The sequence below is a fragment of the Mobilitalea sibirica genome (assembly GCF_015999265.1).
Classification (GTDB): domain Bacteria; phylum Bacillota; class Clostridia; order Lachnospirales; family Lachnospiraceae; genus Mobilitalea; species Mobilitalea sibirica.
Genome location: NZ_JAEAGR010000009.1, coordinates 1 through 26,702, shown reverse-complemented (window position 1 = coordinate 26,702; position 26,702 = coordinate 1). Strand labels below are relative to the sequence as shown.

At 37.0% G+C, this 26,702-nt stretch carries 19 protein-coding genes; 3 read left to right on the top strand and 16 right to left on the bottom strand.

Annotated features, from left to right (window positions below):
- Positions 1–140 precede the first annotated feature (140 nt).
- The 12 genes from I5677_RS09580 to I5677_RS09525 form a co-directional block, all read right to left on the bottom strand.
- Positions 141–2,192: an alpha-glucuronidase family glycosyl hydrolase gene (locus I5677_RS09580; RefSeq protein ID WP_197661370.1), complete on the bottom strand. Its 2,052-nt coding sequence runs from the start codon at positions 2,190–2,192 to the stop codon at positions 141–143.
- Between the two features lie 355 nt (positions 2,193–2,547).
- A complete protein-coding gene (locus I5677_RS09575) occupies positions 2,548–4,707 on the bottom strand; it encodes a glycoside hydrolase family 3 C-terminal domain-containing protein (RefSeq protein WP_197661369.1) in 2,160 nt (719 codons plus the stop codon).
- Positions 4,708–4,854: 147 nt separating this feature from the next.
- Positions 4,855–5,820: an endo-1,4-beta-xylanase gene (locus tag I5677_RS09570; RefSeq protein ID WP_197661368.1), complete on the bottom strand. Its 966-nt coding sequence runs from the start codon at positions 5,818–5,820 to the stop codon at positions 4,855–4,857.
- Between the two features lie 353 nt (positions 5,821–6,173).
- Positions 6,174–7,610 carry an ABC transporter substrate-binding protein gene (locus I5677_RS09565; RefSeq protein ID WP_197661367.1) on the bottom strand — a complete coding sequence of 479 codons (1,437 nt, stop codon included), beginning with the start codon at positions 7,608–7,610 and terminating at the stop codon, positions 6,174–6,176.
- Between the two features lie 320 nt (positions 7,611–7,930).
- Positions 7,931–8,962: a carbohydrate ABC transporter permease gene (locus I5677_RS09560; RefSeq protein WP_197661366.1), complete on the bottom strand. Its 1,032-nt coding sequence runs from the start codon at positions 8,960–8,962 to the stop codon at positions 7,931–7,933.
- The gene (locus tag I5677_RS09555; protein WP_197661365.1) at positions 8,955–9,866 is read right to left on the bottom strand and encodes a carbohydrate ABC transporter permease; all 912 of its coding nucleotides are present in this window, start codon (positions 9,864–9,866) and stop codon (positions 8,955–8,957) included. The genes I5677_RS09560 and I5677_RS09555 overlap by 8 nt, the downstream gene beginning before the upstream one ends.
- On the bottom strand, positions 9,866–12,406 hold the full coding sequence (locus I5677_RS09550) for a DUF5696 domain-containing protein (protein ID WP_197661364.1): 2,541 nt from the start codon (positions 12,404–12,406) through the stop codon (positions 9,866–9,868). The genes I5677_RS09555 and I5677_RS09550 overlap by 1 nt, the downstream gene beginning before the upstream one ends.
- A 32-nt stretch (positions 12,407–12,438) precedes the next feature.
- Positions 12,439–13,101 carry a YIP1 family protein gene (locus I5677_RS09545; RefSeq protein WP_197661363.1) on the bottom strand — a complete coding sequence of 221 codons (663 nt, stop codon included), beginning with the start codon at positions 13,099–13,101 and terminating at the stop codon, positions 12,439–12,441.
- The gene (locus I5677_RS09540; protein WP_197661362.1) at positions 13,101–14,576 is read right to left on the bottom strand and encodes a tetratricopeptide repeat protein; all 1,476 of its coding nucleotides are present in this window, start codon (positions 14,574–14,576) and stop codon (positions 13,101–13,103) included. Before I5677_RS09540 ends, I5677_RS09545 begins: the two co-directional genes overlap by 1 nt.
- A gap of 12 nt (positions 14,577–14,588) precedes the next feature.
- Complete coding sequence (locus tag I5677_RS09535; RefSeq protein ID WP_197661361.1) at positions 14,589–15,449, bottom strand: carbohydrate ABC transporter permease; 861 nt, start codon at positions 15,447–15,449, stop codon at positions 14,589–14,591.
- Between the two features lie 45 nt (positions 15,450–15,494).
- Entirely contained in the window at positions 15,495–16,433 is a 939-nt protein-coding gene (locus tag I5677_RS09530) for a carbohydrate ABC transporter permease (protein WP_197661360.1), read from the bottom strand.
- A 30-nt stretch (positions 16,434–16,463) separates the two neighbouring features.
- Entirely contained in the window at positions 16,464–19,430 is a 2,967-nt protein-coding gene (locus tag I5677_RS09525) for an extracellular solute-binding protein (protein ID WP_197661359.1), read from the bottom strand.
- A 456-nt stretch (positions 19,431–19,886) separates the two neighbouring features.
- Between I5677_RS09525 and I5677_RS09520 the strand changes: the two genes are divergently transcribed.
- On the top strand, positions 19,887–20,843 hold the full coding sequence (locus I5677_RS09520) for an AraC family transcriptional regulator (protein ID WP_197661358.1): 957 nt from the start codon (positions 19,887–19,889) through the stop codon (positions 20,841–20,843).
- 223 nt (positions 20,844–21,066) lie between these two features.
- On the top strand, positions 21,067–21,246 hold the full coding sequence (locus I5677_RS09515; protein WP_197661357.1) for a hypothetical protein: 180 nt from the start codon (positions 21,067–21,069) through the stop codon (positions 21,244–21,246).
- A gap of 295 nt (positions 21,247–21,541) precedes the next feature.
- On the opposite strand, the gene I5677_RS09510 is transcribed toward I5677_RS09515, so the two are convergent.
- The 4 genes from I5677_RS09510 to I5677_RS09495 all read right to left on the bottom strand — a co-directional run bounded on the left by I5677_RS09510 (position 21,542) and on the right by I5677_RS09495 (position 25,934).
- Positions 21,542–23,113 carry a glycoside hydrolase family 43 protein gene (locus I5677_RS09510; protein WP_197661356.1) on the bottom strand — a complete coding sequence of 524 codons (1,572 nt, stop codon included), beginning with the start codon at positions 23,111–23,113 and terminating at the stop codon, positions 21,542–21,544.
- 325 nt (positions 23,114–23,438) lie between these two features.
- Positions 23,439–24,266 (bottom strand): peptidoglycan-binding domain-containing protein, encoded by an 828-nt coding sequence (locus I5677_RS09505; protein ID WP_197661355.1) that lies wholly within the window; start codon positions 24,264–24,266, stop codon positions 23,439–23,441.
- A gap of 284 nt (positions 24,267–24,550) precedes the next feature.
- Positions 24,551–25,393: a DegV family protein gene (locus tag I5677_RS09500; protein ID WP_197661354.1), complete on the bottom strand. Its 843-nt coding sequence runs from the start codon at positions 25,391–25,393 to the stop codon at positions 24,551–24,553.
- A 115-nt stretch (positions 25,394–25,508) separates the two neighbouring features.
- Positions 25,509–25,934 carry a MarR family winged helix-turn-helix transcriptional regulator gene (locus I5677_RS09495; RefSeq protein ID WP_197661353.1) on the bottom strand — a complete coding sequence of 142 codons (426 nt, stop codon included), beginning with the start codon at positions 25,932–25,934 and terminating at the stop codon, positions 25,509–25,511.
- Positions 25,935–26,271: 337 nt separating this feature from the next.
- Here I5677_RS09495 and I5677_RS09490 point away from each other — a divergent pair, with 337 nt between their 5' ends.
- Positions 26,272–26,526, top strand: a complete 255-nt coding sequence (locus I5677_RS09490; RefSeq protein WP_197661352.1) for a hypothetical protein — start codon at positions 26,272–26,274, stop codon at positions 26,524–26,526.
- The last annotated feature ends 176 nt before the right edge of the window (positions 26,527–26,702 follow it).

The following is a 26,702-nucleotide window of genomic DNA, read 5'->3' as shown; positions in this document are numbered from 1 at the left end:
TTAAAAGGTTGCCCCAAAAAATCCGGTAACTGCTTAGATAACAATATCCCATGTTTTATATAGTACGTACCTTCATCGATCTTTACTATAGCATGGGATATTAGTCAAAAGTATTATTTTGTCAGTCTGTTTAGTAATATTTAATAATATATCTTTCTCTTTTTAGCATCATCAACACCTGATTTACGATAAAAGTAAGTGTTTATCCTGTCACGCCACTCCTTAGCACTTTCTAATTGAATCGTAAGGCGTTTTTGAACTCTTTGGAATATATCCTCAGGTATTAACCCTTCCAACCCGTTCCACTCTTCAACCATCTTCTCAACTTCCTGAACACCCTCAAAATGAGTATCATAGATGTGTTGAATTAAGGTAACACCGCTTTTCAACTTATAATCATAGGGAATGTAATGAAAGAATAGTAACAATTCCTCTGGACAGGTCTCCTTTTGCTCATACATGGATGCATTTGGTTCATTATACTGAGAAGCATAGCCTGTACCAGCTTTTGTTCTGTCAACACCCATTCCATTACGGTTAGCTCTGTGGTAGGTGCCCCACCTGTCATACTCATAACCATCCACGTTCGGTCCATAGTGATGATTCGGGTTTACCATCCATCCGATTCCCAGAGGTGAAGTATATTTTTCATAAGTATGCCAAGAGCCCATTAAAATATCCATAATTGCTTTATAAACCTTATCCTTATGTGGAAATATCTGTTTAATCCACTCGGCTGCAATCTGCTCAGAGGAAAGCTCCGTATTCCAGCTTAATCTGCCAAATCCATATAGATTAGCACCGGCCAGATCATGGCCTGTCCAGTTAAAGTCATCTCCAGTGTTAGAGACAGCCGCCATTCCGGTGTGTGTTTGATTGTAAGTTTTACCGGATACTATATCCGCGATAGTTGCATTCGTTTCCTTTGCATACGTATTAAATTCTAATACCTCCTTCCACATAGGGATTAGATAACATACATGCTTTTGCTGTCCGGTATACTCCTGCGCCGCCTGCACCTCAAGGATCATGTTAGTATTTTTTAAACCACCGAATAACGGTGTAACAGGTTCCCTAACCTGAAAATCCATCGGTCCGTTTTTAATCTGTAATATAACATTATCATCAAACTTGCCATCCAAGCCCATAAAATTATCATAAGCGGCTCTTGCACGATCTGTTTTATAATCTCTCCAATCCTGCTGGCAGTTATATACAAAACAACGCCATACCAGAAGACCGCCGAAAGGTTTTAAGGCTCTTGCTAAAACATTGGCTCCATCCGCATGGGTCCTATTGTAGGTAAATGGTCCGGGTCTGCCTTCCGAATCAGCCTTAATTAAAAATCCTCCAAAACCGGGAATAATCTTATATATATTCTGAACACATTCCTTCCACCAGTCAGCCACCCCTTGGTCTAATGGATCTGCAGTCTTATAACCTCCGATTTCCATTGGCGCGGCAAAATTTGCACTAAGATAAAGTTTAATCCCATAGCCTTCAAAAATTTCGGCCATTTCCTTTAATTTATTTAAATAACGGTCTGTTATTAATCCGGTAGCCGCCGATCCACGGACATTAACGTTATTGATAACCACACAATTAATCCCAATTGATGCTACAATTCTAGCATAATCTATAGTTCTCTGATTTACAAGTATTTCCTCTTTTTTCATAAAAAAAGATTCACCGGAATAGCCTCTCTCAATACTTCCGTCCATATTATCCCAATGATTTAACATTCTAAGAGTATTCTTGGGATTCTCTATAACCTTAAGACCTCGGATTCCTTCACCGGTCGCTATTCTTCTCAATAAATCAAATGCTCCGTATAATAATCCTTTTTCTGTCTTTCCGATGATGTAAATACATTGATTCGCCTCTTTCAGCAGATATCCTTCCTCCGTAAGCTGCTCTGTATCTGCAATATCATTTATCACATTCTGTCCCGTTAATCCAAGGACAATTCCTGATTTTATACTGCTTGATGTCTCCTTACCGTCTATAATATTTGCTGATATCTTTATATTTAAAATACTATTAAGACCTTGCGTTAATTCCTTAATAATATTATTCATTATATTACTTAAAGCGTTGTCCTTTTCATAATATATATGAAGGTCTGTCAGTAAATCCTTATCCTTGTAATTATCTATACTGTTATAAACTAGCCAACATTGACTGTAACTCATAATTTCCTCCTTGTTTGCTTTCAAATTATGTCAAATTTATCAAGGATGATTCCCTGTAATCTCTTATGTTATCAATATTATAGTTGTAATTGTTATTAAATTTTATGCTATGTTTTATCAAACATGCCCTAATAAATTGAATTTATCTTTCTAACTTTATAAACTTTTACTAAATATGTGGGCCGTTTATATATATCATGAATCCAGCTATCATGTGCGACATTGTACGCCAATCTATATGTCAATTTCAGCCATTTTCTATTTTGCATATACTTTCTACCTAATGTTAGACAATTATAAACGTTTTGTTATTTAAATTAAGGCGGACACTTCTGCGTCCGCCTTAATTTATGTTTTATAAAATACTAGTTTTATTGGAACGCATTATTTTATTATATGGTTTCGCTCCTGTAAGTTGTACACTTCTTGGATCCGGCTGACTGGTACCGATAAAGATTTCATATTCACATTCATTTATTACCAGCTTTCCGTCATGGTCATAGAGACCAAAAGCTTCATCCTTTAAGGTTAATGTTACTGATTTATGTTCACCCGGATTTAAGTGTACTTTCTTGAGACCCTTTAGCTGCCAGTTCGGTGCTCCCTCTTTTTTAACTTTTACATAAACCTGTATGGTTTCTGCCCCTGACATATCACCTGTATTTTTAATATCTACTGAGCAATTTACGGATTTACCAGGTTCCACTTCTTCCGTATCCACAGATATATTATTGAGTTCAAATGTAGTATATGCCAAACCGTAACCGAAAGGATAAAGGGCTTCGTTTTTCATATAACGATAGGTTCTGTTTTTCATATTATAATCAGTGAAATCCGGAAGTTCTTCTGAGGAACGATAGAAGGTAACCGGGAGCTTACCTTCAGGTGAATATTCACCAAATAATATTTGAGCAATCGCTTTCCCACCTTGAGCTCCAGGATACCATCCAAGTACTATGGCAGGAATATTCTCATCCGCCCAGGGTACACTGAGAGCACTGCCGGTTAATAATACTAATATAACTGGTTTACCGCTATTATATATTTCCTTCAAAACCTCTTCCTGAATACCCGGAAGGTTAAGGTTCGGTTTATCACCGCTGGCAAATTCATTACCCTGGTCACCCTCTTCTCCTTCTAAGCCGGGATCTAATCCAAAACATGCAATTACTACATCTGACATATCACAAACAGCTTTTACCTCTGAAATTCTGTCATTGCGCTCAGGAAGATTTGATGTTTTATCTTTGAATAAATGGCAGCCTTCGGAGTAGTAGACACGAGCCTTATCGCCTACATAATCCTTAATGCCTTCTAAGACAGTGATATATTCGGATGCAGTTCCCTCATAGTTACCAACCAAAGCTTTACGGTTGTTGGCATTGGGACCAATGACACCGATTGTTTTAATGTTTGATAAATCAAGGGGAAGCAGTTTATTTTCATTCTTAAGTAGTACAATGGATTTTCTAGAAGCTTTTAGATTTAATTTTAAATGCTCTTGATTGTCTACCTGATCATATCCGATTTCATTATAAGGTACCTTGTCCTCTGAATCGAATAATCCAAGCTTCATACGGGTGGTAACCAGTCTTGTAACGGCACGATCAATAGTCTCTTCTTCCACCAGACCATCCCTTACTGCTAATAAAAGATTCCCATACATATTGCCACAGTTTAAATCACAACCATTATTCATTGCCATAGCGACGGATTCCACCGGTGTTGAAGTTACCATGTGATGCTGATGGAAATCCTTGATTGCCCAACAGTCTGATGTTACATGTCCTTCAAAGCCCCATTCGTCTCTTAAAATATCCTGTAATAAGGTCTTACTGCCACAGCAGGGCTCCCCATTGGTACGGTTATAGGCACCCATCACCGATTCTACTCCGGCTTCCTTAACGCAGGCCTTAAATGCAGGCAGATATGTCTCATATAAATCTTGTTTTGATACCACTGCATTAAAGCTGTGTCTTACATCCTCAGGACCGGAATGAACTGCAAAATGCTTTGCACAGGCTGCTGCTTTCATATATTTATCATCATGGCCTTGGATACCATTGATAAATCTTACTCCAAGCCGGCCGCTAAGATAAGGGTCTTCACCATACGTTTCATGGCCCCTACCCCATCTGGGATCTCGAAAGATATTCACGTTAGGGGACCAGAAGGTAAGTCCTTTATAAATATCCGTATCATTGTATTTTTGTTGAATATTGAATTTTGCTCTGCCCTCTGTAGAGATAGTATCTGCTACCTCCTCTAAAAGATCTTCATCAAATGTGGCAGCAAGTCCGATTGCCTGTGGGAAAACAGTAGCAACTCCAGCCCGTGCCACACCGTGTAAAGCTTCATTCCACCAATTGTACGCCTTAACTCCCAGTCTTTCAATTGCGGGAGCCGTATAAAGAGTTTGAAACACTTTCTCTTCTAAGGTCATTTGAGATACTAAATCTTTCGCTCTTTCTTCAAAACTTAAACTTTCATCTAAATATGCTTTATAATCCTGCATTGGTAAATCCTCCTATAACCGTATTATATGTCATTTTGTTGTAAAATGTTTAAATTGGTAATCATATAACTTATTTCTGTAAATCACTTCTTATTAGAATTATTTTATAACAGAAGAAAAAGTGACCTTATACCTTAAATTAGTTATCTAAAAATCCATGATACGATAATACGCTTCCTTCGGCTGTTGTTGTTCATCAAATAGTAGGGGCCAGTTTTTACGTTCTTTTACCGGAAAATTATCCAACCAAGTCTCATCATCCGCTACTCCCCATAATGTAACATTATCAATAATATCTTTATACTCGCGAAAGATTGCGAATGCATCACCATAGGCTTTAGCCTGTTGCTCAATCAACTTCTCGGTAGGTTTTTGTATTCCTGTTTTGTCTTCATGGGAGAACATGGAGATATCCATCTCTGTTACCTGTATCTTTAATCCCAGTTTAGCATATTGTTCAATTGCACTTTTAATGTGATCCGCACTGGGGCTATAGATGCTCCAATGGCATTGTAATCCAACTCCATCAACGGGAATTCCTCTGTCTATCATGTCCTTAACCGCTTTATATATCTTATCTCTCTTTGGCTGTTTGACTTCATTATAATCATTATAATAAAGATCTGCTCCAGGAAGGATTTCCTTGGCAAAAAGAAAGGCATAATCCATAAAATCCTCTCCGATAATTTCTGTCCATGGACTTTTCCTCATATAAAGCTCAGTCTTATCTTCAATTGCTTCATTCACAACATCCCAGCAATAGAAATCCTTTTCGTATCTTTGCCCAACAACTCTGATATGTGTCTTTAAGCGATCCAGTAGCTTTTCTTTCGTAGCATTTTCAAATACCCAGCCGGGTGTCTGATTATGCCAAGTAAAAGTATGTCCTCTCATAGCAAGATGATTATCTCTGGCAAATTGAACAATCTTATCTGCCTGTCTAAAATTAAAATTATCTTCCTCCTTCTGAAGACTGATAAACTTTGTTTCATTCTCACAGGTAAGACTATTAAAATGTTCTGTAATTAACTTTGCATGGGTATTAATTGTTCTGGTATTGACCGCCGCTCCGATTTTAAAATAGTCCCTGTACTTATCCTTTAATCCTGCCATTCTTTACGTCCTTCCATTTTAGTTTCGTACCTTAAATATAACATTATGCATGCTGTAGTTATAATCTATTTCATTGAGATCTCATCTATGTTGAATAGGCAGATAAATCTTTCACTACTCTCGTATATAAACATATCCTGTCCATATAAAAGACATTCTATGTTAAATGAAATCGTTTTTGTGAATAGATATACTGTAATTATTATATCATAATCTGCTGCATTTTACCATTGCCTAGTGTCTAAAAAACGGCTATTTCAGAAGAAATAGCCGTTTTAATATAAATCTGCATACTTACCAATTACATTAGTTTATAATTTTGCATCATTGTTTCTATATTCCTCAAAGAAAGCTTAGTCAGCATAGAAATCATTAATGATACCATCATAGATAGCGCTGGCTGCCTCTGCTATCTCGATAGCAGATACATCACCTAAACCACCATTATCTTCGTTGGAACCGTGCTTAAAGCTTAAGCCGGGTACCATGTATACTAAGGAACGGGTTCCCTGTCCCTGTAACATCGGAATAATAGTTTCTTCCACTGCTCTAGGATCTCTCACTTGGCTGTAATAGTAAGTTAAATCCATTTCCTCATCTTCATAGCCAGGTACTGCTGCTACCCATTTGTCATATGCAAATGCAACGTCATCTGCATACTGTGCATCAAGACCAGCAGGCATAACTCTAACGTTACCAACATACATTGTCTGCATCTTTGCGTTAGGTCCCGGTCCAACAGGGAAGAATACAAATCCCCAGTCATCTTCCATCTCCTGGAATTCGGTATGTCTGTACCACTCTGCAGGAAGCATAGCAGCTTGTGATGTCTTAAATGCATCAACAAAGAAGGTATATACTGCATCTTCCGGTTGAGGAAGGATTAAACCTTCGTCGTATAAGGTGACTGCTAATTGGATTGCAGCTAAAACTTCATCGGACTTTTGGTTGTTTTCATATCTTCCGGTTTCTTCGTTAAAGCGTACATAATCAGTACCATTACTAAATACTGCTGCTTTTACAATTTCTCTTTGCCAGCAAGTAATACCATAAGTATCAGTAACACCGTCACTATTGGTATCTCTTGTTAATGTCTTAGCTAACTCATGGAACTTATCCCAAGTCCACTCACCGTTCGCCTGTAAATCATATAATAATTCAGGATCAAGACCTGCTTCTTCGAAAAGTCTCTTGTTCCAGAATACACCTAAGCCCGGTGTGTCATCTTCTTCAGAAAATGCGTAGGTCTTATCATTCATTGTATAAGTATCTTTAATACCTTGGTTCCATTTTTCATCTGTAAAACCGTTAAAACTTGGCAAATCACCTACAGGATACATAAGTCCCTGTTTAATTGGCTCCGGAACCATAGCCTGGTCCATAATGAAGATGTCCGCTGCTGGGTCACCTGACATAGTGGATGTAATAAAGATTTCAGCATATTCACCCCATGCACCTAAATTGGATTGGGTTAATGTGAAGTTATGGTCAGCCTGAAGTTTATCTCTGTAAGCCTTCTGGTCTTCCTGCTTCTGAGTTTCAATTACTTCTTCTCCTGTTGACCACCAGTCACCAACAACAATATCAATACCGTTTAAATCTCTGGGTGCCGGAGTAGGCGTTGGTGTTGCCTCCTCTTCTTCTGGTTCTTCTCCCCCATTGCCACCTGTAGTTTCAGCGGGAGTCGGTGTAGCTTCCGGAGCTTCTTCTTTCTTCCCACAAGCTGCTAGACTTGCAACTATCAAAGCTAGCATTAAAACTACTGTAAATAGTTTTCTAAAATTTTTCATTTCTTTTCCTCCTTTTTTATTATAAAAATGGATAAATTCACTATTAAATTGAATAAAGATAAAGCAATTAATTTCCCCCTCTATATTATAGGTCAAATTACCTATATGGTCAAACAATTATTGGTAAACCTGTTTTACTTTGTCTATCATTCAACAATCACTTCATCTACATTTCTTGTACATTTCATCCTTTATTTACGGTTAAATTCAACCGCCTTATGACGGTTGAATTTAGTTTATACATTCCAAACGCGCACTAGCTTTATGTGTGGAATGTATATTTTTATTAAATAAAACTTAATTATCTATGCGGTTATAATTTACATTTTTATACCTGCTTGGGCCAAACTCTCAACAAAGCCCTTTTGCGCTACAAGATAAATAATTAAAAGCGGTGCAATTACCATGAGCATACCGGTGGATATAATTGCTTGTTGATATGCAATGGAAGGTAATTCTGTTCTGTTACTAATGTTTTGAATATAAGTTGTAAGTCCATCACCTAAACCTGATACTGCATTTGATAATAACCCGAATTTACGCAGGAATAAGGAGGAGTAGAAGGTATCTGTCCACTGCCATACATAGGAGAATAAAAAGATGGAGGTTAACATCGGTCTAGCATCCGGTAACATAATAACAAGGAATGTCTTTAACTTGCCGCAGCCATCTACATAAGCAGCCTCCTCTAATTCCTTCGGTATACCTCTAAAATACTGCCTTAACATAAAGATATATAAACCGTTCTTAAGGCCCATTGCACCGGCACTAACCATAATATATGGCCATATGGAATTTAACAAGTTTACCGGTTTTCCACCAAACAAGCTGATGATGCCAAAGAAATCAAAATATCTAAAGTTAAGATATAGCGCTGTTAAAATTGTCTGGGGAGGAATAACGATTGATAAAATGACCGCCCCAAATAATAAATTCTTACCCGGGAATTTGTACCTTGCAAACCCATAAGCGACCAATGTTGTGGAAGCCACCTGTACCAGAGCAACAACTAAGGATACCCATAGAGTAGAAACAATTGATCTAGGGTAATTCATCAACATGCTGGCCCGTTCGTAGTTACTAGTTGTAAAATTTCTGGGTATATTGATAATAGTAGCATCATATAAATCTCTCTCAAGCATGAAGCTTACGGATATTTTACTAAGCAACGGCTGAAGAATCAGGAAACACAAGCCAAACAGCATAACTCCTCTTGCAAACTTGAAAATACCGTTTCCAATTTTACGTTTCATAAAATAACCGTTGGATAACTTGTTTCTTTCCCGGACATTGTGGAAAGACTCATTTTTTTCTTTTCTTTTTATTTTCGATTTGTTTAATATTTTATTCATAATAGTATACCTTCTTTGATATAATCGCTGATACGACTCCAATAATTACAGCTACTACTGCAAAATATGTCCATGCCATAGCTGAACTGAGGCCGTATTCTACCTTACTTACCATGGTTTGCTTAATCAGATCCATTACCTCATTATCTGTCTTTAAGAAGAAGTCAATAATGGAATATATAACATTTACCAGAATTAAGGAACTTATCATAGGAAAAGTAATTTTCCAGAAGGTTTCCCATGCGGTTGCACCCTCAATTTTTGCTGCTTCAAACATACTTGGTGATATCGTCTGCAGACCGGACAAGAAAATTATGATCTGGATACCGGAAGCTATGGCTATATCATATACCTGATCAACCGCATCAAATACATACATAATCGGTCCAATAGTTACACCCTCCGGTAATATCATTTTCTTAACCGTATCTGTGATACTTGTCAAGTTTGATGTTTCTGCTATAACATCCTTCAGTCCTGCCATCAGGGAGTTGTTTGTTTCTAAACCAACCAATACACCGGAAGAGAGAATAACCGGTAGGAAGAATATCGCACGAACTAAACCTCTTCCCTTAAACTGCTGATTTAGAACGATAGCAATGAAAAAGCTGAAGATAATAATAGAAGGTACGGAGTACGCCATCTGGATTAACTCAGCAATCATATTCGGATAAAAATCAGGGTCTACCGTAAATGCATATTTAAAATTATCAAGTCCAATAAAATCATAAGTAATACCATCTTGAAAAACAACATCACTGAATGCCATTCTTAAAGATTGAAACATCGGTACCAAAAGGAACATGATAAAACCAATGATAAACGGTAATGTAAATAAGTACCCTGTAACTGCATTTCTATATGCCATACTCTTAGGCTTTTTATGTTTCTTTTCTTTCTTCATTACTGCTTACCTCCTTCCACAACATAGTCCTTAGCCGGAACCTCATTGCCGTTATGGCTGTAAGCACTTTCATTGTAATTAACAATTACCTGTGTTCCATCCTCATACTGAGTCATGTAAACACCTTTGGCAAGCTTTTGGTGATCCGTAATATATTGGTTATACAGATGTCCGAAGTCTTTTTTCATCTTCTTATACAACTGGGCTGATTTTTCGGACCATAATGCGTATTCGGAGGAGAAGTACTTGGTATATCTACTATCCTGAAGCTCAAACGCATCAGCTCCCATAAATACAAAGTATAGACCAGCACCGGTCTCTGCAGTCTTAAGCAGATTTTTCTCATAATCTTCTGCAAGGTTCACCGGTTCTCCTGCATAAGATACAAGACCATGTAATGCAATTTCATAGAAAGGCACTTCTTCATCAATGATGTTATAACCTTTCGTTGCAAGATTGACATCGACAATAAAATCTACATAGGGAACAGCATAGATATTACCGGAATTTATCATCATATTATAACCCTTGCCGGAAAGTTCGGAAAGTTTTTGAACCTGCAGATTTAGCGTTTCTTCCCTGCTCACCAGAGATTTTGGATTATAATCAGAACCTAAGTCTTTACCAATATCTCCAAAGGAAATATTCTTTACACCAAGATCAGAAATTTCCTTCGCATAGGCATCCATATTCTTTAGATAGTAGTCAGGCTTTGCCAAATGATAGGTGTACCAGTTATCTCTTTCACCAAACCATATAGGGTTAAACGGCTTTAATTCAGTTATTTTACGATTAACGTATTTCGCTGCATCTCTAATTGCTATAAAATTATCAAAAGTAGAATTATTATATACAAACTGGAAGTTTGAATCCAAGTATAAGTTTACTCCGTTATCATTCGCATAGGTAACCAGATTGTTAAAATCCTTTTTCTTACCTAACTCATCAACGAACTTAACTTTATTCGGTGCACTATGCATTACACCTTCATTAAACCAGCCATTGTACTTAACATTTAAATCTGTAATTCCGATACCAACCAATTCCTTTGTAATCTCTAATGCTTCTTTATAAGAAGTAAGCTCATAGGGTTGTCTTGTCGGTATACCAATAAAATGCTTTGTTCTGTCAATAGCTCCAATGAGTTCTACTGCAACCGGAAGATCGGTCTCTGTTTTCTTAACCAGTTCGGAATTATTCTTCATTAGATAATCGCGATATACGGTTGCCATTTCAGGATAATCGTTACCGTCTATAAAGATATATCTTTGGGATAATACCTCATCCGGCAGTTCTTCCTGGAACATACGAACTGTTTTATCGGATTTTGCAGAGATATCCATTAATGCGCTACGAATCATATAGTAGTTTGCAGCTGCATTATTATAGCTGTTCATTCTACCGCTTACATCTGCTTCTATGAAAGCATAGGAGCTACCCTTCTCTAACACACACAGGAAGGAGGCTTCCTTATTACTGATACCAAACAACGGCATATTCGCTCTGGTTTCATCTATTATAGCATCTCGGTACATACCATAATCCCATCCATAAACATCACTGGCATAATAACTTTGGGATTGCTTCTTATTATTAAAGTTTATAATACCACCGGAACCGTCCGGAACTAAGATAAATCCTTCATCATTTAAACCACCGGCACCAAAGTAAGCCAAAACCCTAAGTTCAACAATTGGATGGGTTTCTTTATAGTCTACTTCATTCAAAGGTACGGATACGACAAGACCATCCTCTTGAAGTTCATAAATTACCGAGATATTAAAGATCGGTTTGTCATGGGAGGAAGTAACATTATAACGGGCGGCATCAATTTCATAATCCTCTTGTGTATAGCCCGCAGCAGCAAAGAATTCTTCGGTTCTCTGCTTCAAATACTCCTGCGTACCCTCACGAAGTACATAAACCGGTTCATTTGCATAATCCGGATATAGTTCTAATAATTCCTCTTTATTATCACTGGGCCTAGGTTTATTGATGTCATAAACCTGATAGCTCATCAACACCTGTGACTGGGTTGATTTATCCATCTTTTCAAAGAATTCGTTAAAGCGGGATTCCGGTACTGCTGCAGGGAATATATAAGACTTTTCAATATCGGCAATTGTATAATTTACTTTAACACCGTTCTCCAGTTTCTCATAGGTAAAGTTACCTTTTTCAATACTGGAAGCATAATTATTCATCTGAGTCGCGCTACCGGATTCTGTATTGTATTTAATGGAGATTGTAGCATTTAAATCTTTCTTAGACATTCCGGTTGCAATTGTATCACTGTCCGCATCTTGAGGATTAGAATACCAGGTGTAACCTGTGCTCTTTTTCACCACGTAAAAATGAGTTGTCTCCGGAATAAAATGAAATTCCAGTTCATCGTTTTCAAACACAATCTCTTCTTCATCCAAAGTATCATAGGAATAAATCTCAATTTCTTCTTCTACTGCTTCCTTACTACATGCAGACACTACAGATAGCAAGAGGCCGATTAACATTAGCAACAGAAGTAACTTTCTATTTTTCATTTCGTTCAATCTCCTCCTTTCTATGTATTTCGTTAATAGAGTCTGAATGTAATCTCTTTATATAGAGATATAAAGTAACCGAAGCTTTGCGTAATCAAACTGAAAAACATAACGATTAGAAAGATAATAATCATCATAGCAACAATTGTTACTAAGCTAGAAAAAATCGCTTTACCAAGGGTATAGTCATGAATCATCATCATTGCACAAAGAATTAAAATTACACACCAGATCATTGAGAAATTCTTAGCTACATAATAATAAGCATTTTCTTCCCAGGTAATCAGATGAGATAATCCAATTAAAGGTATATTGATTAACACGTAAGGTGTCATAGCATAAGCAGTCGCCATATAAATCTGACTGAGCTTACCCTTTCCATCCATCAATGTAGTCAGACTCCAGTTCGCAATACACCAAATTAGGAATAGAACTACAAACGGTAAAACCTGCATAAACAGGTTGAAATATTCCCATTGCGGTGAATAAAACAAAAATCCGGAATAGGTCCATTGCCAAACCTGTGTTAATACTACTAAGGCCAAAATTACATTGGCAGCACCCATGGATCCTCGTTTTTCATGAGTTAAATCCCAGAAGCCGTCAAAAGGCCTGAATATTAAATAAGTGCTGTATCTAAGGGTCTTTCCCAGATGCATTAATTTATCTTTTTGAAATGCTGTCTTTATACTCATTATTTCTGGGCACCCCCTTTTGTAAGTTTTCTAACTCCTTTTACTACCTTAGGTAAAAGAATAATAACGAAAAAACCAGCAATCAGATACTCGATATTCGCCTCTACCCATTGCTTTCTGTACTGCTGAAACGCTTTGGAGTAACTATCCCAATCTCTTTTGCTCTTGAAGTATTTCATCGCTTCATCGTATTCACCCTGACGTAGAAGAGCCCGGCCTATGCCTATATAAGCGAGATCGTAGTTACCGTTGAGCTCCAATACTTTTCTAAAGGACTCAGCAGATTCTTCATATCGTCCTACTTTGTAGTCAGCCAGACCATCATTAATCAGCCTTCCGTATTCCGTTAAGGTAAATCTGGTTACAGATCCTGCTCTGTTATCAAGAACCAGAAGATCTGTTCCCATATGATCTATCGCCACCGGATATTGGAAATATCCCATCTTATTACCAACTCCACCAAAGGCATAAAGCATATTACCCTGGAAGTCATATCCGAAGATTCTACCTCTTACACGGTCAAGGGCAAAATAAGTATCATTATCGAGAGCAGTGATATCCTCCAGTCTGGATGGTCCAACGATATCTCCGCCTGAACCCCACTGCATATCCCCAATCGGATGATAGTAACCGTTTTTAACTAAAACATCATCGCCAAGAGAATTAATCTTACGAATAGGATTTACACGATCAGGATTGTTGGCTAAATCTCCCGGTGTAAAGGTTGTTGTAGTAGCATAAAGGAAGTTTTCTTGATCGATAGCAAGGTTACTGTACTCCGTCGGAACGAACAGTATCATTCTCGCTCTTTGTTCTTTCGTCATTAATCTTTTCTGAATTACTTGGAAGAAGCTGGCTTTTACTTTATTTGCACCTACATAACCTGTAAAACCGCCATCCTTATCGAATTCAAGAAAACCTTTATTTACATTACCCGCTAACAGATATAACCTTCCGGTATTATCAGCCACAGCTTTTAACGGAATAAATGTTTGATCTGCGCTGAAGTTTTCATCATTGGGCTTGGTATAAACTTTGATTACATTTTTGTTCTTATCCGTATGAAGAACTCTGTTGTTGTCGGTATCACAGATATATAAATCACCGTTTTCCGCAACAAAAATATCCTGGGGATTTAAAAAAGTACTTTCTTCACCGTCTAAATTCACGCTTGTAATTTCATCTATCAGATTAAAATTTTTATCTGCTACAACGATCCGATTGTTTCCGGTGTCAACAACATATATGGTTTCCCCCCGGACAAATAAGCCCTTCGGATTTCTGAAATCACCGATTCCTAAATATGTTCCAAGCAAAAGATCTTGCGCAGTGTAGGCATCCGGAGATGGAAGTTCCACATCATATACATCATAATTATAGGTATAAAAGGATGCGTCTGCGGATACACTAACCACTGGAGTTAATGCGGTGATTAACAATAAAAGACCTGCTAAAACTTTACTTTTTCTTTTCATAATATAATCACCTCATTCCTTAATTCCTGAACTTGCCATAGTTTCGATTACGTTACTCTGTGCAAAGATAAAGAACAACAGAGGAAACACCATGATGAACATAGATACCGCTGCACCAACACCTGCTCTTGCAATGGAGCCACCACTGATAATCTGCTGTAAGGCATAGGGCAAGGTCTTAAGTTCTTCTGCATAGATAAAGTTGGATGCTCTTTCATTCCATAGTCTTATAATTGAGAAGATAGCTAATGTCAAGGAAGCCGGTTTCACCAAAGGCATAATAATCTGGAAGTAAATACGTGCCTCCTTAGCTCCGTCTACCTTAGCAGCTTCAATTAAAACATCCGGTATCTGTTCCATAAACTGTTTCATAAGGAACAATCCCATAGGCATAGCGAATGCCGGGACAATGATAGCCAGAACGTTATCGACCCAACCCAGCTTTGTCATAACCAGATAAAGAGGAATGTTCAAAACCTGTGGAGCAAACATTAAGGCAGTTACTACAATTGCAAAGAATGCTCTGCTTCCCGGAAAACGATATTTGGAAAGAACATATGCCGCCATGGAAGCAATCCATATATGGCCCAAAGTGCCCACTACCGTAATAAATACGGTATTAAAGATATATCTGGAAAACGGAACCCAGGTTTTTCCCATTAAAACAAACAGGTCGGCAAAATTATCAAACGTGGGTTTCTGCACCCATAGCCTCGGTGGAAAAAGAAAAATCTCATCTAACGGCTTGAGTGATGCATTAATTGCAAATATCAAGGGCAAAACAAAGAACCATCCAAACAATGCCAGAACGATGTAAACCGCAAAGTCCCCGGCTCTTGACCGATTCGGTTTTCTTTTTTTTAATAATTTCATAATAAATCTTATCTCCCTTACTTATACTTTAACCTGAAAGAAGTATCAAGTTCCTACTTTGTCCAACATGGCATTTACACCTTTCTTAGTGAATATCATCGCTAAGAATAAAATAGTAGCAATTGCTGACGCATAGCCCATATCAAAACGGAAGGAACCGTAATCCATCAAGTGGGTTACTACCGTACTTGCCTTGTAATCCGTACTTGGATTACCACATAGCATATTGGCCACTTCACCGAAGCTAAAGGATTGCATGATTGCCATAACCGCACCGAACAAAAGCATAGGTTTCATATTTGGCAGGGTAATGAACCATAGTTCCTGCCAACGGTTCTTAATACCATCCACATAACCGGCTTCATACTGATCCACACCAACGGTTTGAAGTCCGGCAATAAAGGATAAGAAACCACTACCCAAACTCATCCATAGAGCTACGATGATGATAACCGTCATCATATATTTCGGATCCGTTAACCATAAAATTGGTGCATTGATAAATCCCCAGTCTATTAACAATGCGTTTGCCCATCCATAAGCATCACTACTAAAGAAGGTACCAAAGATCATATACATATTAAATGCAATGGAAGGTGCATAGAAAATTAATACAAGTATTGACCTTAAAAGCTTAGGCGTCTCATGGATTAGCCATGCAAATAAGAATGCCATGATATAACCCAGAGGTCCTGTAATAACTGCCAGTAAGAATGTATTTTGAACCGAGATTAAAAATATATCATCTGCCAGTATTAATTTGGTATAATTCGTTAAGCCGATAAACTTTGCAGGCTCCAATATATTATAATAAGTAAAGCTGAAAAAGATTGAGATAATAACCGGCGCTATATAAAACACGATGAACAAGATTGCGAAGGGCGCTAAAAATGCATACTGTACCCTACTTTTCCACATGCTCTTTAGGGTATATGCGGCTTCTCTTTTCTTTTTTTCTTTCCATTTATCAAAATTTGAACTCATCAAAACCTTCCTCTCTTCCTAAAATGCATGTTACTCGTCCAAGCCCAGTTCCTTACGTTTATATCGTATCTCATCATTGATGGTACGGGTATAGTCAAGCAATGTCTCCCTTGGATCTTCTTTATCATAGGTAACCTTTCTAAACGCATTAATCATGTGTCGGAACGTATAATATCCTCCGGCCACTTCAGGATTACCTTTAATCCATTTCCACTGCTCTCTGATAATATTTGCTTCATCATGACTCCATGCCAGTTCTTCAAAGGTTTCATTATTGGCAGTTGCATATCTGGCCGCTGCACCCATGATACTTTCTAGCTCTCTGGCAAATCGAACCTTAGTTTCCGCTGCGGACCACCATTTTAGGAATTCCCAACATGCTTCTTTGTCTTCTGCTCCTTCAAGCATTACGGAAGCCTGGCCCCAGGTAGCAACGGTCCTATCAATGGTACCATCTTCTTTTACCGTGCCGGGAACGAGAGCGAAGTCCCAAAGTCCTCTGATCTCCGGTGCAAATACACTTAAGGTATTAAACCACATATAATCAGCGACACCAATCGGCATCTCACCGGTACGGAAACGGTTAACGAAGTCAAATTTTTGAGGGATACCATAATGGGTATAGAACATCGTATATAACTCGAATGCTGCAACAGATTTTTCATTATCCAACATAGTTCTGGTTTGGTCATCAGCATACAATTGTCCGCCGTTTTGATAAAGGAAAGCAAGCATTGCAGAATAATCCGGATTCTTCATACCGTTAATTTCTCTTTCCGTAGAAGGTAATGCAAATTGCATGTTGTTCTTTTGCAGCACCGGTAAAAGCTCAATTACATCATCCCAGGTCTGAGGAAGGTCCTCCGGAATATTCATTCCAAGATCATTTTCCAGTATATCCTTACGATAGAACATTACATTAAAGTTAAGTGTCTCAGGGATACCATAGATACCTCCCTGGAATTTATAAGGTACAAATGCCTCAGGATGATACTCAGAAGCAACTTCTTCAAAGTCGTCAAATTGTGTTAAGTCCACGGATGCGTTTCTAAGTGCATAATCTACAGGAATATTGTTATTAACCGTAAGCGCCACGTCCGGGCCGGTTCCTGCCACTACCGCAGGAAGCAGGGTGTTCATATCAATCAGTTTTACATTGACATAGATTCCGGTATTGGGCGTAAAGATTTCATCAATCATGTTTTTAAGTATCGTTGATTGATCACGACCGGAAAGCAACCATACATCGATTATTTTAACTTCCTGATCCTCACCCTCATAAGTACTTCCGATGGTACTGTAATCCTCAAAGAAAGAAGCCGCAAAGGATCTTATTTCATGGGCCGCTTTACCGAAGAAATTCTCTTCCACTTTAGGAAGTTTAGCACCATCTGCGCTAACATATAGATAATCTATATCAAGTTGTGAATTACTTAAGTTTAATACTGTAGTTCCTAAGGAACTGATGTTTTGCTTGAAATTCTCCATGGTTCTGGGAATTACATCAGGGTTATTCACAAATCTTCTTAACTGCTCTGCCAAGTTACCTGCAACCGCCGTCTCAGAACCCTTCTGTCCGGTATATTCTGTCATCTGATCTACAATGTCTTCAAGTATTAAAATTTCTTTTTGCATGGCTTCCATTACATGCGGATATCTTTTATCTATCTGATAATCTCTATAAGGATCGGGTTTTGCTCCTGTCAGTACAAGAATTTGGCGATACATTCCATTCAAACGGTATACACTGTCTTTGATCTGATTTAAAATATTACCCAAATCTCCCAGAGTAACTTCAAGACGGATCGTATGCTTACCTTTGGTTAACGGTATCTGAGCAGGTTTTCCATTTACATCAGAAAGCATGGTAAGTTCCCATCCTGTGCTGTATTTGAACTCCACATCAGAGGCTTCTTCGAACGGTACCTCTCCGTCAATAGTAAGTCTACGGGCAGATACCATACCACGATTGTAGTTCTGTCTTGCTTTAAATGAAATGTTATAAAGTCCGTCTTCAGGCACTTCAAATTCCCATTCAATCCACTGACCGGAGACTCTCCATGCATCGCCACCGATTGCATTTAATTTAATCTTAGCGGCACTGTAAGGTTCTGTATTGGAGGATGCCCTATCAAAGATAGCATAAAGTGTTGGTGAAGAACGAAACTCCGCATCTTCTCCTTGCTTTTTCAGCGTAAACTCTAAATCCGAATTTTGAAATTTGCTTGTATCTATGGATGTTTTATATTCCTCGTAACTTTTAAGCTTTTCCTGTTGACCGATGATCAGCTCACTTATCGCTGCCGGTTCACTGATTGCATTCAGGCGAATTGTATTTTCACCCTTTTCAAAATAGAAAAGATAAGGCTCTACAAAATAGCCCTCATAATCCTTCAGATAGACACCTTCCCATCTGGGAGCTTCTATCTGGGGCGGGCGTATATCATTACCTCGATTATCTTGTTTCTTTTCTACACCGTCATGGAACAGGCCATCTGCCCATATTCTGGAGAAGGTTAGATTATCTGCGCCGGAAAAAGGTATTTTTCCATTAATCAATAGCGCTCTCTCCACATCAATTCCCCTACCCTCCATAGGGTAATATTTAAGGAAGATATTATACAAACCGGTTTCAGGTACATTGACTGTCCACTCTACGTAGCCATCATCCTTTGTTACCAGTACTTGCTCTTCCCCTTCGAATGTATCCAATTTTTCTACATTCTCTCCCGCAGAATAATCAAATAAGTCAATTGCTATTTCATTCTCCGGTCTTATAGCATCTTTGTACTTATCAAGATAGAGAGAATAGGTGTCATCCCTACCGGAATCTTCTGTGGTCTCTGTGGCTTCTGCCGCTTCTACAAATGTTCCTTCTACCTTTGATTCATAACGGTCATTCATAATCTTTACATAAATCGCATAACCTACAACCGCTAATATTAGGATAAGAATTATGTAAAAGCTTTTCTTCTTAAAAATTGATTTTTCTGACATAACAGGTTCCTTCCTTCTTTGTACATATTGCATATATTTTTTTTAAATGTTCCTGATTTTCACGTCATAATATTAGTTTATCTCATTTTTATAATGTTGACTTATCATATATTGCTATAATCCTATCAACTATTGCTGTTCTTAGGTTAAAATTGTTAAAAAAGGATGATATAATACTCATTATTATAGTTTGGGTTTACAAATTGAAACGTCTGTATTAAAATACTAGTATAGTTATTCTAATGATATTTACCAACAAAGACGTCGTTTTGATGTGATATTTTTATAACTTGTGTAGAAAATACAATGAAATTTGTCTGATTAATAAATAGCAATATTTACTAATCTCATTCTATTCTATGACGTTATTTTTGTGATTATGTCTTTTTGTGCAATGTGTATAGATAATTTTATTATTATAATATATTATAGTATAAACTGCCAATAATGTAAACCTTGTTTAATAGGAAAGAAATCGAAGAGAATTTAGAACTTTTTCAACATATTAACATCATGAAAGGTAATGGTACCAATATGAGAATTATGGATGGTTTTTTTGAAAAAGTGGACTACCAGAACAATACGTCCATTCTATTACACACAAACCATGAACCTGAAAATTATACTTCCCATTGGCATACGGCAATCGAGTTAATTATGCCAGTCATTAATAAATATACGATAATAATAGGTAAAACCACTTACGTACTCAATGAAGGAGATATCTTAATTATCCCTCCCGGTGAGCTTCATGAATTAATTGCTCCCAGAACAGGAGAACGACGTATTCTTTTGTTTGATTTCTCATTAATCAGTAATTTAAGAGGGTTTTCTAACATCATAACGGTATTCAACCAACCTAGGTTAATCAAAGAAAGCTCAGCACCTGATATTTATCCTCAACTTCAGGATTTGTTTGATCAGATTACAGAAGAATATAATAGTAAAAACACCTTAAGAGAAGGCGCAATTTATGCACTAATTATTCAAATGTTTGTTTTAATGGGACGAAAATATATGAATACGGAGAATTTATTTCCTGCTGTAAAACAAAACAAGCAAAAAGAATATATCGAAAAGTTTAATATGATATTTGAATATATTAACAACAATTACACTGATGATATTTCATTAGAAAAGATTGCAGGGGTAGCAGGTTTTAGTAAATTCCATTTTTCCAGACTATTTAAACAATTCACGGATATATCTTTTTATGACTATCTAAACCAACGGCGTGTTAAAGAGGCAGAAAAACTTCTCTTAAATCCAAATCTGTCGATTACTGAGGTTGCAATGCGTTCTGGATTTTCGAGTATTTCTACCTTTAATAGGGTATTCAAAAACTTTAAGGAATGTACACCGACTGAATTTAAGAATCTCTATCGTCGGAGGAATCGGTCACATAATGAATAAACTTTTAGCTTAATCATATCAGATAAATTCGTTTTCACAATCAAAAATGTAAAGTTATCTGATTGGGGACGGTAAAATAGGATACTCAACACTTCTTAGTAATATAAATGAACCTATGTTCCAGCAATTGGTTGCATCAGAACAGGGTAAGAAATGGCATGAAAGTTCGAAAAAAACCGGCTGGGACGGAACTCATGAATTTTTTGACGAATAGCAGATCAGTATGTTTCCGTTAGCCAATAATGTATTCCTGTCAGCCGAACATGTTTTCTCCGGTTCTAAGGTTATTGTAAGTTCTGTCAAAGATATATCATTGGCAATTGAAGAAATTGAAGAGCTTGAGATTCAATCCCGTTCCTTTGGAAGCATTGTTAATGTTATTAAAGCTGGAAACTTCCATTAGCAGCTTTAAAATTGACTAGGTTGTTGTGACGTAATAAAAACAATTAAAATGTTACGGGGATGTTGCAAAATAAAACTTATGAGAATATGACTTACCTTACACACAGGTTGAAAGACAGATTATCGATTATGTATGCCTTAATCGAACATATTTGTTCGCTTTATAGACATACATAATCAAAAATCTGTCCGCCAAACAATGCATTACGGTAAGTCATACACTCATAAGCTTATCTATTTTGAAACATCCTTTTCTGATTTGAACTCTTTGAGCTAAAATAGTATTCTTCACTATTTTAAGGGAGATTCCTATACTCCACCCAATCAAAATCTGCATAATTCTCACTTTGTACACCGTTAGAAGAGCAATAGACGCCCATAGTGTTTCCCACAAAGCCTCCTGCCACATCCGTACTTAACAAACGCGCATCAACACCTTCTTTAAGGATGTGATAGTTTTTTCCATCATAACTATAGGTAAAACAAAGCTCTTGCTTATCCGCTTTTATCCTTAGCCACAGCAATTCCTGTTTCCTGCTTAAATCTTCATTATGAACCTGGGTAAGAACATCTTCTTCTCCCTTCAAACACCTTATCAGTTGCAATACCTTAATTCCATCTTTTATAGTACTAACAAAACGGTAATGAAAACGGTTACTTTGTAATAATACAACTCCAGCCTCTTCATCTCTTAACTTTGCTTGAAATTCCATCTTTGCTTCGAAAACAAAACTCATACCAGTCTGACGGATTCCTACATAGCTTGGACTAACCAAATCAGTAATTTTCTCAGGTACCAGCTTCATACGAAGATAACCTTTACGCTTACTTAAACTATAGTTTTCCCAGTTTGGATTACGCAGGTATACAAACCGATACGGAAGATGTTCTCCATCAAAATCTTCTCTAACCGGTATTTCATCTACTGGCGCAGGAGTAAGATCAGGTATTTGTACGGTATCTTCCAACAGACCTATCCCCGGATTAATAACAGGCCATCCCTGCTCCCATATGAGTGGAACCAGGAAGGTTTCTCTTCCTAAATTTCGATAGTACCCTCCATAGATACGGGAGGCAAGCACCACCATGTACCATTCCCCTAACTGCGTTTCTACCATATCACCATGACCAACATTTACAATCGGATAGTTTTGGCCCAGATGTCTATGGGTCAGTATAGGGTTGTATTTACACCCTTGGAACGGCTCGGTTAAACTATCACTAGCAGCGATTGTCACCGCATGTTCGTGACCAGTACCGGCTTCTGCAATAAGTAAATAATATTTGCCATCCTTTTTATATAAATGTGGGCCTTCCGGCCATACAACATCTCTTAACGCTCCATGCCAAAGTGCATATGACTCTCCCACCAAGCTCATGGTAGTAAGATCAAGTTCTTGAAGCCAGATTTCATTATCCCCAAAGTATTTTGCTCCTTCTCGGCGCTCTCTGGTTCCGGTATAATAACATTTCCCATCATCATCAAAAAACAAGGATGGATCAATGCCCTCAGCACCCTTTATAAAATATGGATTAGACCAAGGGCCTGCGGGATCTGTTGCTGTTACTATAAAATTACCCCCATGACTCACATTGGTTGTAATCATATAAAAAGTACCCTTATGGTAACGAATGGTAGGCGCAAAGATTCCACCGGAATGCTCTGCTTTAGTTAGATTTATCTGTTCCTCACGATCTAATATATTCCCAATCTGTTTCCAATGAATTAAGTCCTTGCTGTGGAATATCGGTACTCCGGGAAAATAAGCAAATGTAGAAGTTACCAGATAATAATCGTCTTCCACTCTACAAATGGACGGATCCGGATAAAATCCGGGTAATATCGGGTTTTTAGCCCTCTCTTTCATAATATCATCCTCCTGTCATTATTCTCTAGATATAACATAAATTACAATCGAAATATAACTAACCTTTCAAACCCTATACATTTTCTAACTTCTGATTTTTTATGTATCCAATACAAATTCTAACATACATGATACAAATTCTCCAGCATATACTGATATAACGATTTGAACTGCATTATATTGTTAAGCCTGTGTAATAAATTGCAGAACACTTACTTATTTTTATTTTCTAGATTAACATAAAACAAGAAGCAGTCCTTTTCGTATTTCATTCAGTCAACTGCTTCTTGCTTAAATATTCAATTCATATAACTATATTTCTTCATTAATAATTCTTTTCTATGTATCTGGCTGCTTTTTCAACCATATTTTGCATGGATGCTTGTTTTCGATTGGATCCATGAGTTCTACTGTTTTTAAAGTGAAGATCAATAACACCATCTGCTCCGTTATTCTTAACAGCGTCAAGATTTCTTCCCCATCCATAGCCACCGCTTCGTCTGCTCACATAATTAACAGCCGGCGCTGAATCCACGCCTGCATGGGGCATTGCTGACAATGCTCCTGCCAGGGTATATCCACCAACCTGCACTACTACAGCCCTACGCTCCCAGCTCCAACCATTCCAGATGTCTTTAATTATTCTGGAGTCTTTTTTCGTTAACGGTTCGACATCGGCATGGTTCGTACCAAATGTTCTTTTAATCCAGAACGATTTACCCGTATCAACATCCGTTACATAGGCATTCATTCCTCTGTCAAAAACATATTGAACTTTTGAAAACCAATCCAGTGCACCTTGTTTATCGGCGTTGGAATTTGAGGTACTCATCAGAGTAATTCCTGATTTCATTAAATTATCCTTATTTCCATATAGCGCACCTCTTGTAATCCTTCCTACAATCCCATCTGGAGAAATTTTATTGTCTCTTTGGAAGCGTTTCACTGCAGCCTCTGTAATACTACCGTAATAACCGGTTGCCCTTGGATATGTAAAATAGCCTAACTCTTTTAGAGTCATCTGAATCATTTTTACTTCCGTTCCTCTTGAACCCCTTCTAATTAAAGTCGCTGCTGATGCACTCACCGGAGCAAATGCCATAAATGCTGCGAAACATATGGATGCTATGCGAATTAAGAATTTTCTTTTCATTATGCTGTCTCCTTAAATCATTATGTAAGTTATTAGTTACTAAGATGTCATAGTCATAGTATATTACGTATTTGTTAATATGTCAATGTATTATTTAATATTTATGTAATATATAGTTCATATGTATGTAATATATGGAAGTTACTCATAGTTTTGGAAACAAAGAAAAAAGTATTTTCCTTTGTCTTTGTTTTGTAAAAACAGACATCAGAAAATACTTTTTTCATTATATTATCACCTGTAACTCACAGCTCTTAAATTGGTTCATATCCATGTAACTCAAATTATTGCTTCACATAAGTTAAGACACATGCACCCGGACCTACATGAGTTCCTACCACACAGCCGACCGGATACATAATCATATCTTTAATTCCATATTCATTTGAAAGCTTGTCCCTCAGTAACACAGACTGACTATCCTCCGCCGTATATCCGAGATTGATTGGATATGTCTGATCAATGGCACCAAACTCTTCTATGCACTCTATTATTTTAGCAATCGCCTTATTTGTTCCTCTTTCTTTGCCTACAACTCCAATCACCCCATCCTTAAGTGTTATAATAGGCTTAAACTTTAACAGGGACCCTAAAATTGCAGACGACTTTGATAAACGTCCTCCTTTATGCAGATATTCCAGTGTATCTACCATGGCAAGTAATACTATTTTGTCCTTCATCTTTTCTAACGTATCAACAATTTGTAATGTTGCCATACCTTCATTCCTTAATTTTACTGCTTGCTCAACCAGAATCCGAAGCCCGGTAATTGTCGTATAACTGTCAACTACATAAATATCTTCATAATCCACCATATCCTTAGCAATCAGTGCACTTTGTACTGTACCGCTCAGTTTGCTTGAAATTAATACTACAATTACACTATCACCGGCTTCTTTTGCTTCATTAAAATACTTTAAAAAGTCATCCGGAGACGGTTGAGAGGTTGTTGGAAGTTTCTCTGCCTTAACAAGCTTTTCATAAAAACCGTCGATTGTAATCTCAACACCTTCCCGATACTCCTTATCTCCAAAGATCACCTTTAATGGTACAATGGTAATATCCATCTGCTTTGCCTGTTCTTTACCGATATCTGATGTGGAGTCTGTTATAATTCTAATTGCCATATACTACACCAAGCCTTTCCCAGAGAAGGATCATAAAAATCCTCATCCTAAAAATTAATATTTAAATTTATATTTCGTATTGTTTGTAACTCATAATTCATCTATGTAATCATTTTTATATCATGATTTCATCAACTATTTTTTTTATTAACTTCTCTAAAATTTCAACTTCTTCCTTACTGAATTTTTCTTTGATACCACTCATAAGTCGGGCATTATATTCTGTGTTTGCTCCATACTCTTTTAAAAACTTGTCTGTCACTTCAAGATGATACTCTCTTTTGTCTTTTTCAGACAAATCCTTACGGACATAACCTTTTTTTATTAATTGGTTAATACGATAGGTTGCATTAGGCATAGAGATATGAATATATTCTGCAAATTCATGTACAGACGGATGATCAAGTAAAAAAATAACTTCAAGGCAATAAGATTCTGTTGCACTCAATCCATCTTTTGAACTGTTAACTTTAGCAAATAAATTCTTACAATAATTTGCCCTGAATTTATAATATAATTTTTCAAACTCCTTCTCTAGCATAAGCCATCTCCTTATTTTACAAATTCACGCCTTAATCTTTTTCCTATCATCTAAAAGTTTTACACATTAACTGATTCTGCTTTTATTTCGTGCTTCTCGACATATTTTAATACAAATGATACCTATAATATTTTCGCATATATACTACCTTACCGATATGTACTTAAAATATTTTAATTAAATAAATTTAATTAAAATATTTTAAGTATTTTATAAATATCTTACCATGAATTACATGATATGTCAAATCAAACATATCCAATTATTGATTACCTATAATCAGCAGCCTTTTTAAAGCATAGAATATAATAATAATGTTTCGTTATGAGGTGTAATTATGCAGTATCGATGGATTTATCATACCGGTATCACCCCGTATGAATACGATCTGTTTATACAGGCCGTTGGATCCAATATTCAAAACTATAAACCAATTGCAGTTGCTCACCAAGATGATTTAAGGTATCGTTTTTTTATCTACGTCAATGGAGGTCCGGATATTCCTACATCATTTAATATAATAGAGATTTACAAGCCTATTGCAGGTATACCATATATTACTCGCATTCTTCCGATTAATGTTGATTTATAAATAATGAACAATTCGAAATAAAAAAGAAAGAGCCAAACGACAAATAATAATGGTTCTATAATAAATATTGGGGTGGTACTTCACCCCGATATTTATTTGTAATAAAATACACTTATAAATCGCCTACCACTACTTTCGTACTGCCTCGCTAACACTATGAAAGAAGGTGATTTATA

Bases quoted from the DNA above. Each gene is read 5' to 3' on its own strand.
- I5677_RS09555 (WP_197661365.1), bottom strand. From the start codon at position 9,866: ATGAAGAAAGAAAAGAAACATAAAAAGCCTAAGAGTATGGCATATAGA.
- I5677_RS09530 (WP_197661360.1), bottom strand. From the start codon at position 16,433: ATGAGTTCAAATTTTGATAAATGGAAAGAAAAAAAGAAAAGAGAAGCC.
- I5677_RS09535 (WP_197661361.1), bottom strand. From the start codon at position 15,449: ATGAAATTATTAAAAAAAAGAAAACCGAATCGGTCAAGAGCCGGGGAC.
- I5677_RS09510 (WP_197661356.1), bottom strand. From the start codon at position 23,113: ATGAAAGAGAGGGCTAAAAACCCGATATTACCCGGATTTTATCCGGAT.
- I5677_RS09575 (WP_197661369.1), bottom strand. From the start codon at position 4,707: ATGCAGGATTATAAAGCATATTTAGATGAAAGTTTAAGTTTTGAAGAA.
- I5677_RS09560 (WP_197661366.1), bottom strand. From the start codon at position 8,962: ATGAATAAAATATTAAACAAATCGAAAATAAAAAGAAAAGAAAAAAAT.
- I5677_RS09505 (WP_197661355.1), bottom strand. From the start codon at position 24,266: ATGAAAAGAAAATTCTTAATTCGCATAGCATCCATATGTTTCGCAGCA.
- I5677_RS09550 (WP_197661364.1), bottom strand. From the start codon at position 12,406: ATGAAAAATAGAAAGTTACTTCTGTTGCTAATGTTAATCGGCCTCTTG.
- I5677_RS09540 (WP_197661362.1), bottom strand. From the start codon at position 14,576: ATGAAAAGAAAAAGTAAAGTTTTAGCAGGTCTTTTATTGTTAATCACC.
- I5677_RS09580 (WP_197661370.1), bottom strand. From the start codon at position 2,192: ATGAGTTACAGTCAATGTTGGCTAGTTTATAACAGTATAGATAATTAC.
- I5677_RS09500 (WP_197661354.1), bottom strand. From the start codon at position 25,393: ATGGCAATTAGAATTATAACAGACTCCACATCAGATATCGGTAAAGAA.
- I5677_RS09565 (WP_197661367.1), bottom strand. From the start codon at position 7,610: ATGAAAAATTTTAGAAAACTATTTACAGTAGTTTTAATGCTAGCTTTG.
- I5677_RS09495 (WP_197661353.1), bottom strand. From the start codon at position 25,934: ATGCTAGAGAAGGAGTTTGAAAAATTATATTATAAATTCAGGGCAAAT.
- I5677_RS09570 (WP_197661368.1), bottom strand. From the start codon at position 5,820: ATGGCAGGATTAAAGGATAAGTACAGGGACTATTTTAAAATCGGAGCG.
- I5677_RS09525 (WP_197661359.1), bottom strand. From the start codon at position 19,430: ATGTCAGAAAAATCAATTTTTAAGAAGAAAAGCTTTTACATAATTCTT.
- I5677_RS09490 (WP_197661352.1), top strand. From the start codon at position 26,272: ATGCAGTATCGATGGATTTATCATACCGGTATCACCCCGTATGAATAC.
- I5677_RS09515 (WP_197661357.1), top strand. From the start codon at position 21,067: ATGTTTCCGTTAGCCAATAATGTATTCCTGTCAGCCGAACATGTTTTC.
- I5677_RS09545 (WP_197661363.1), bottom strand. From the start codon at position 13,101: ATGAGTATAAAGACAGCATTTCAAAAAGATAAATTAATGCATCTGGGA.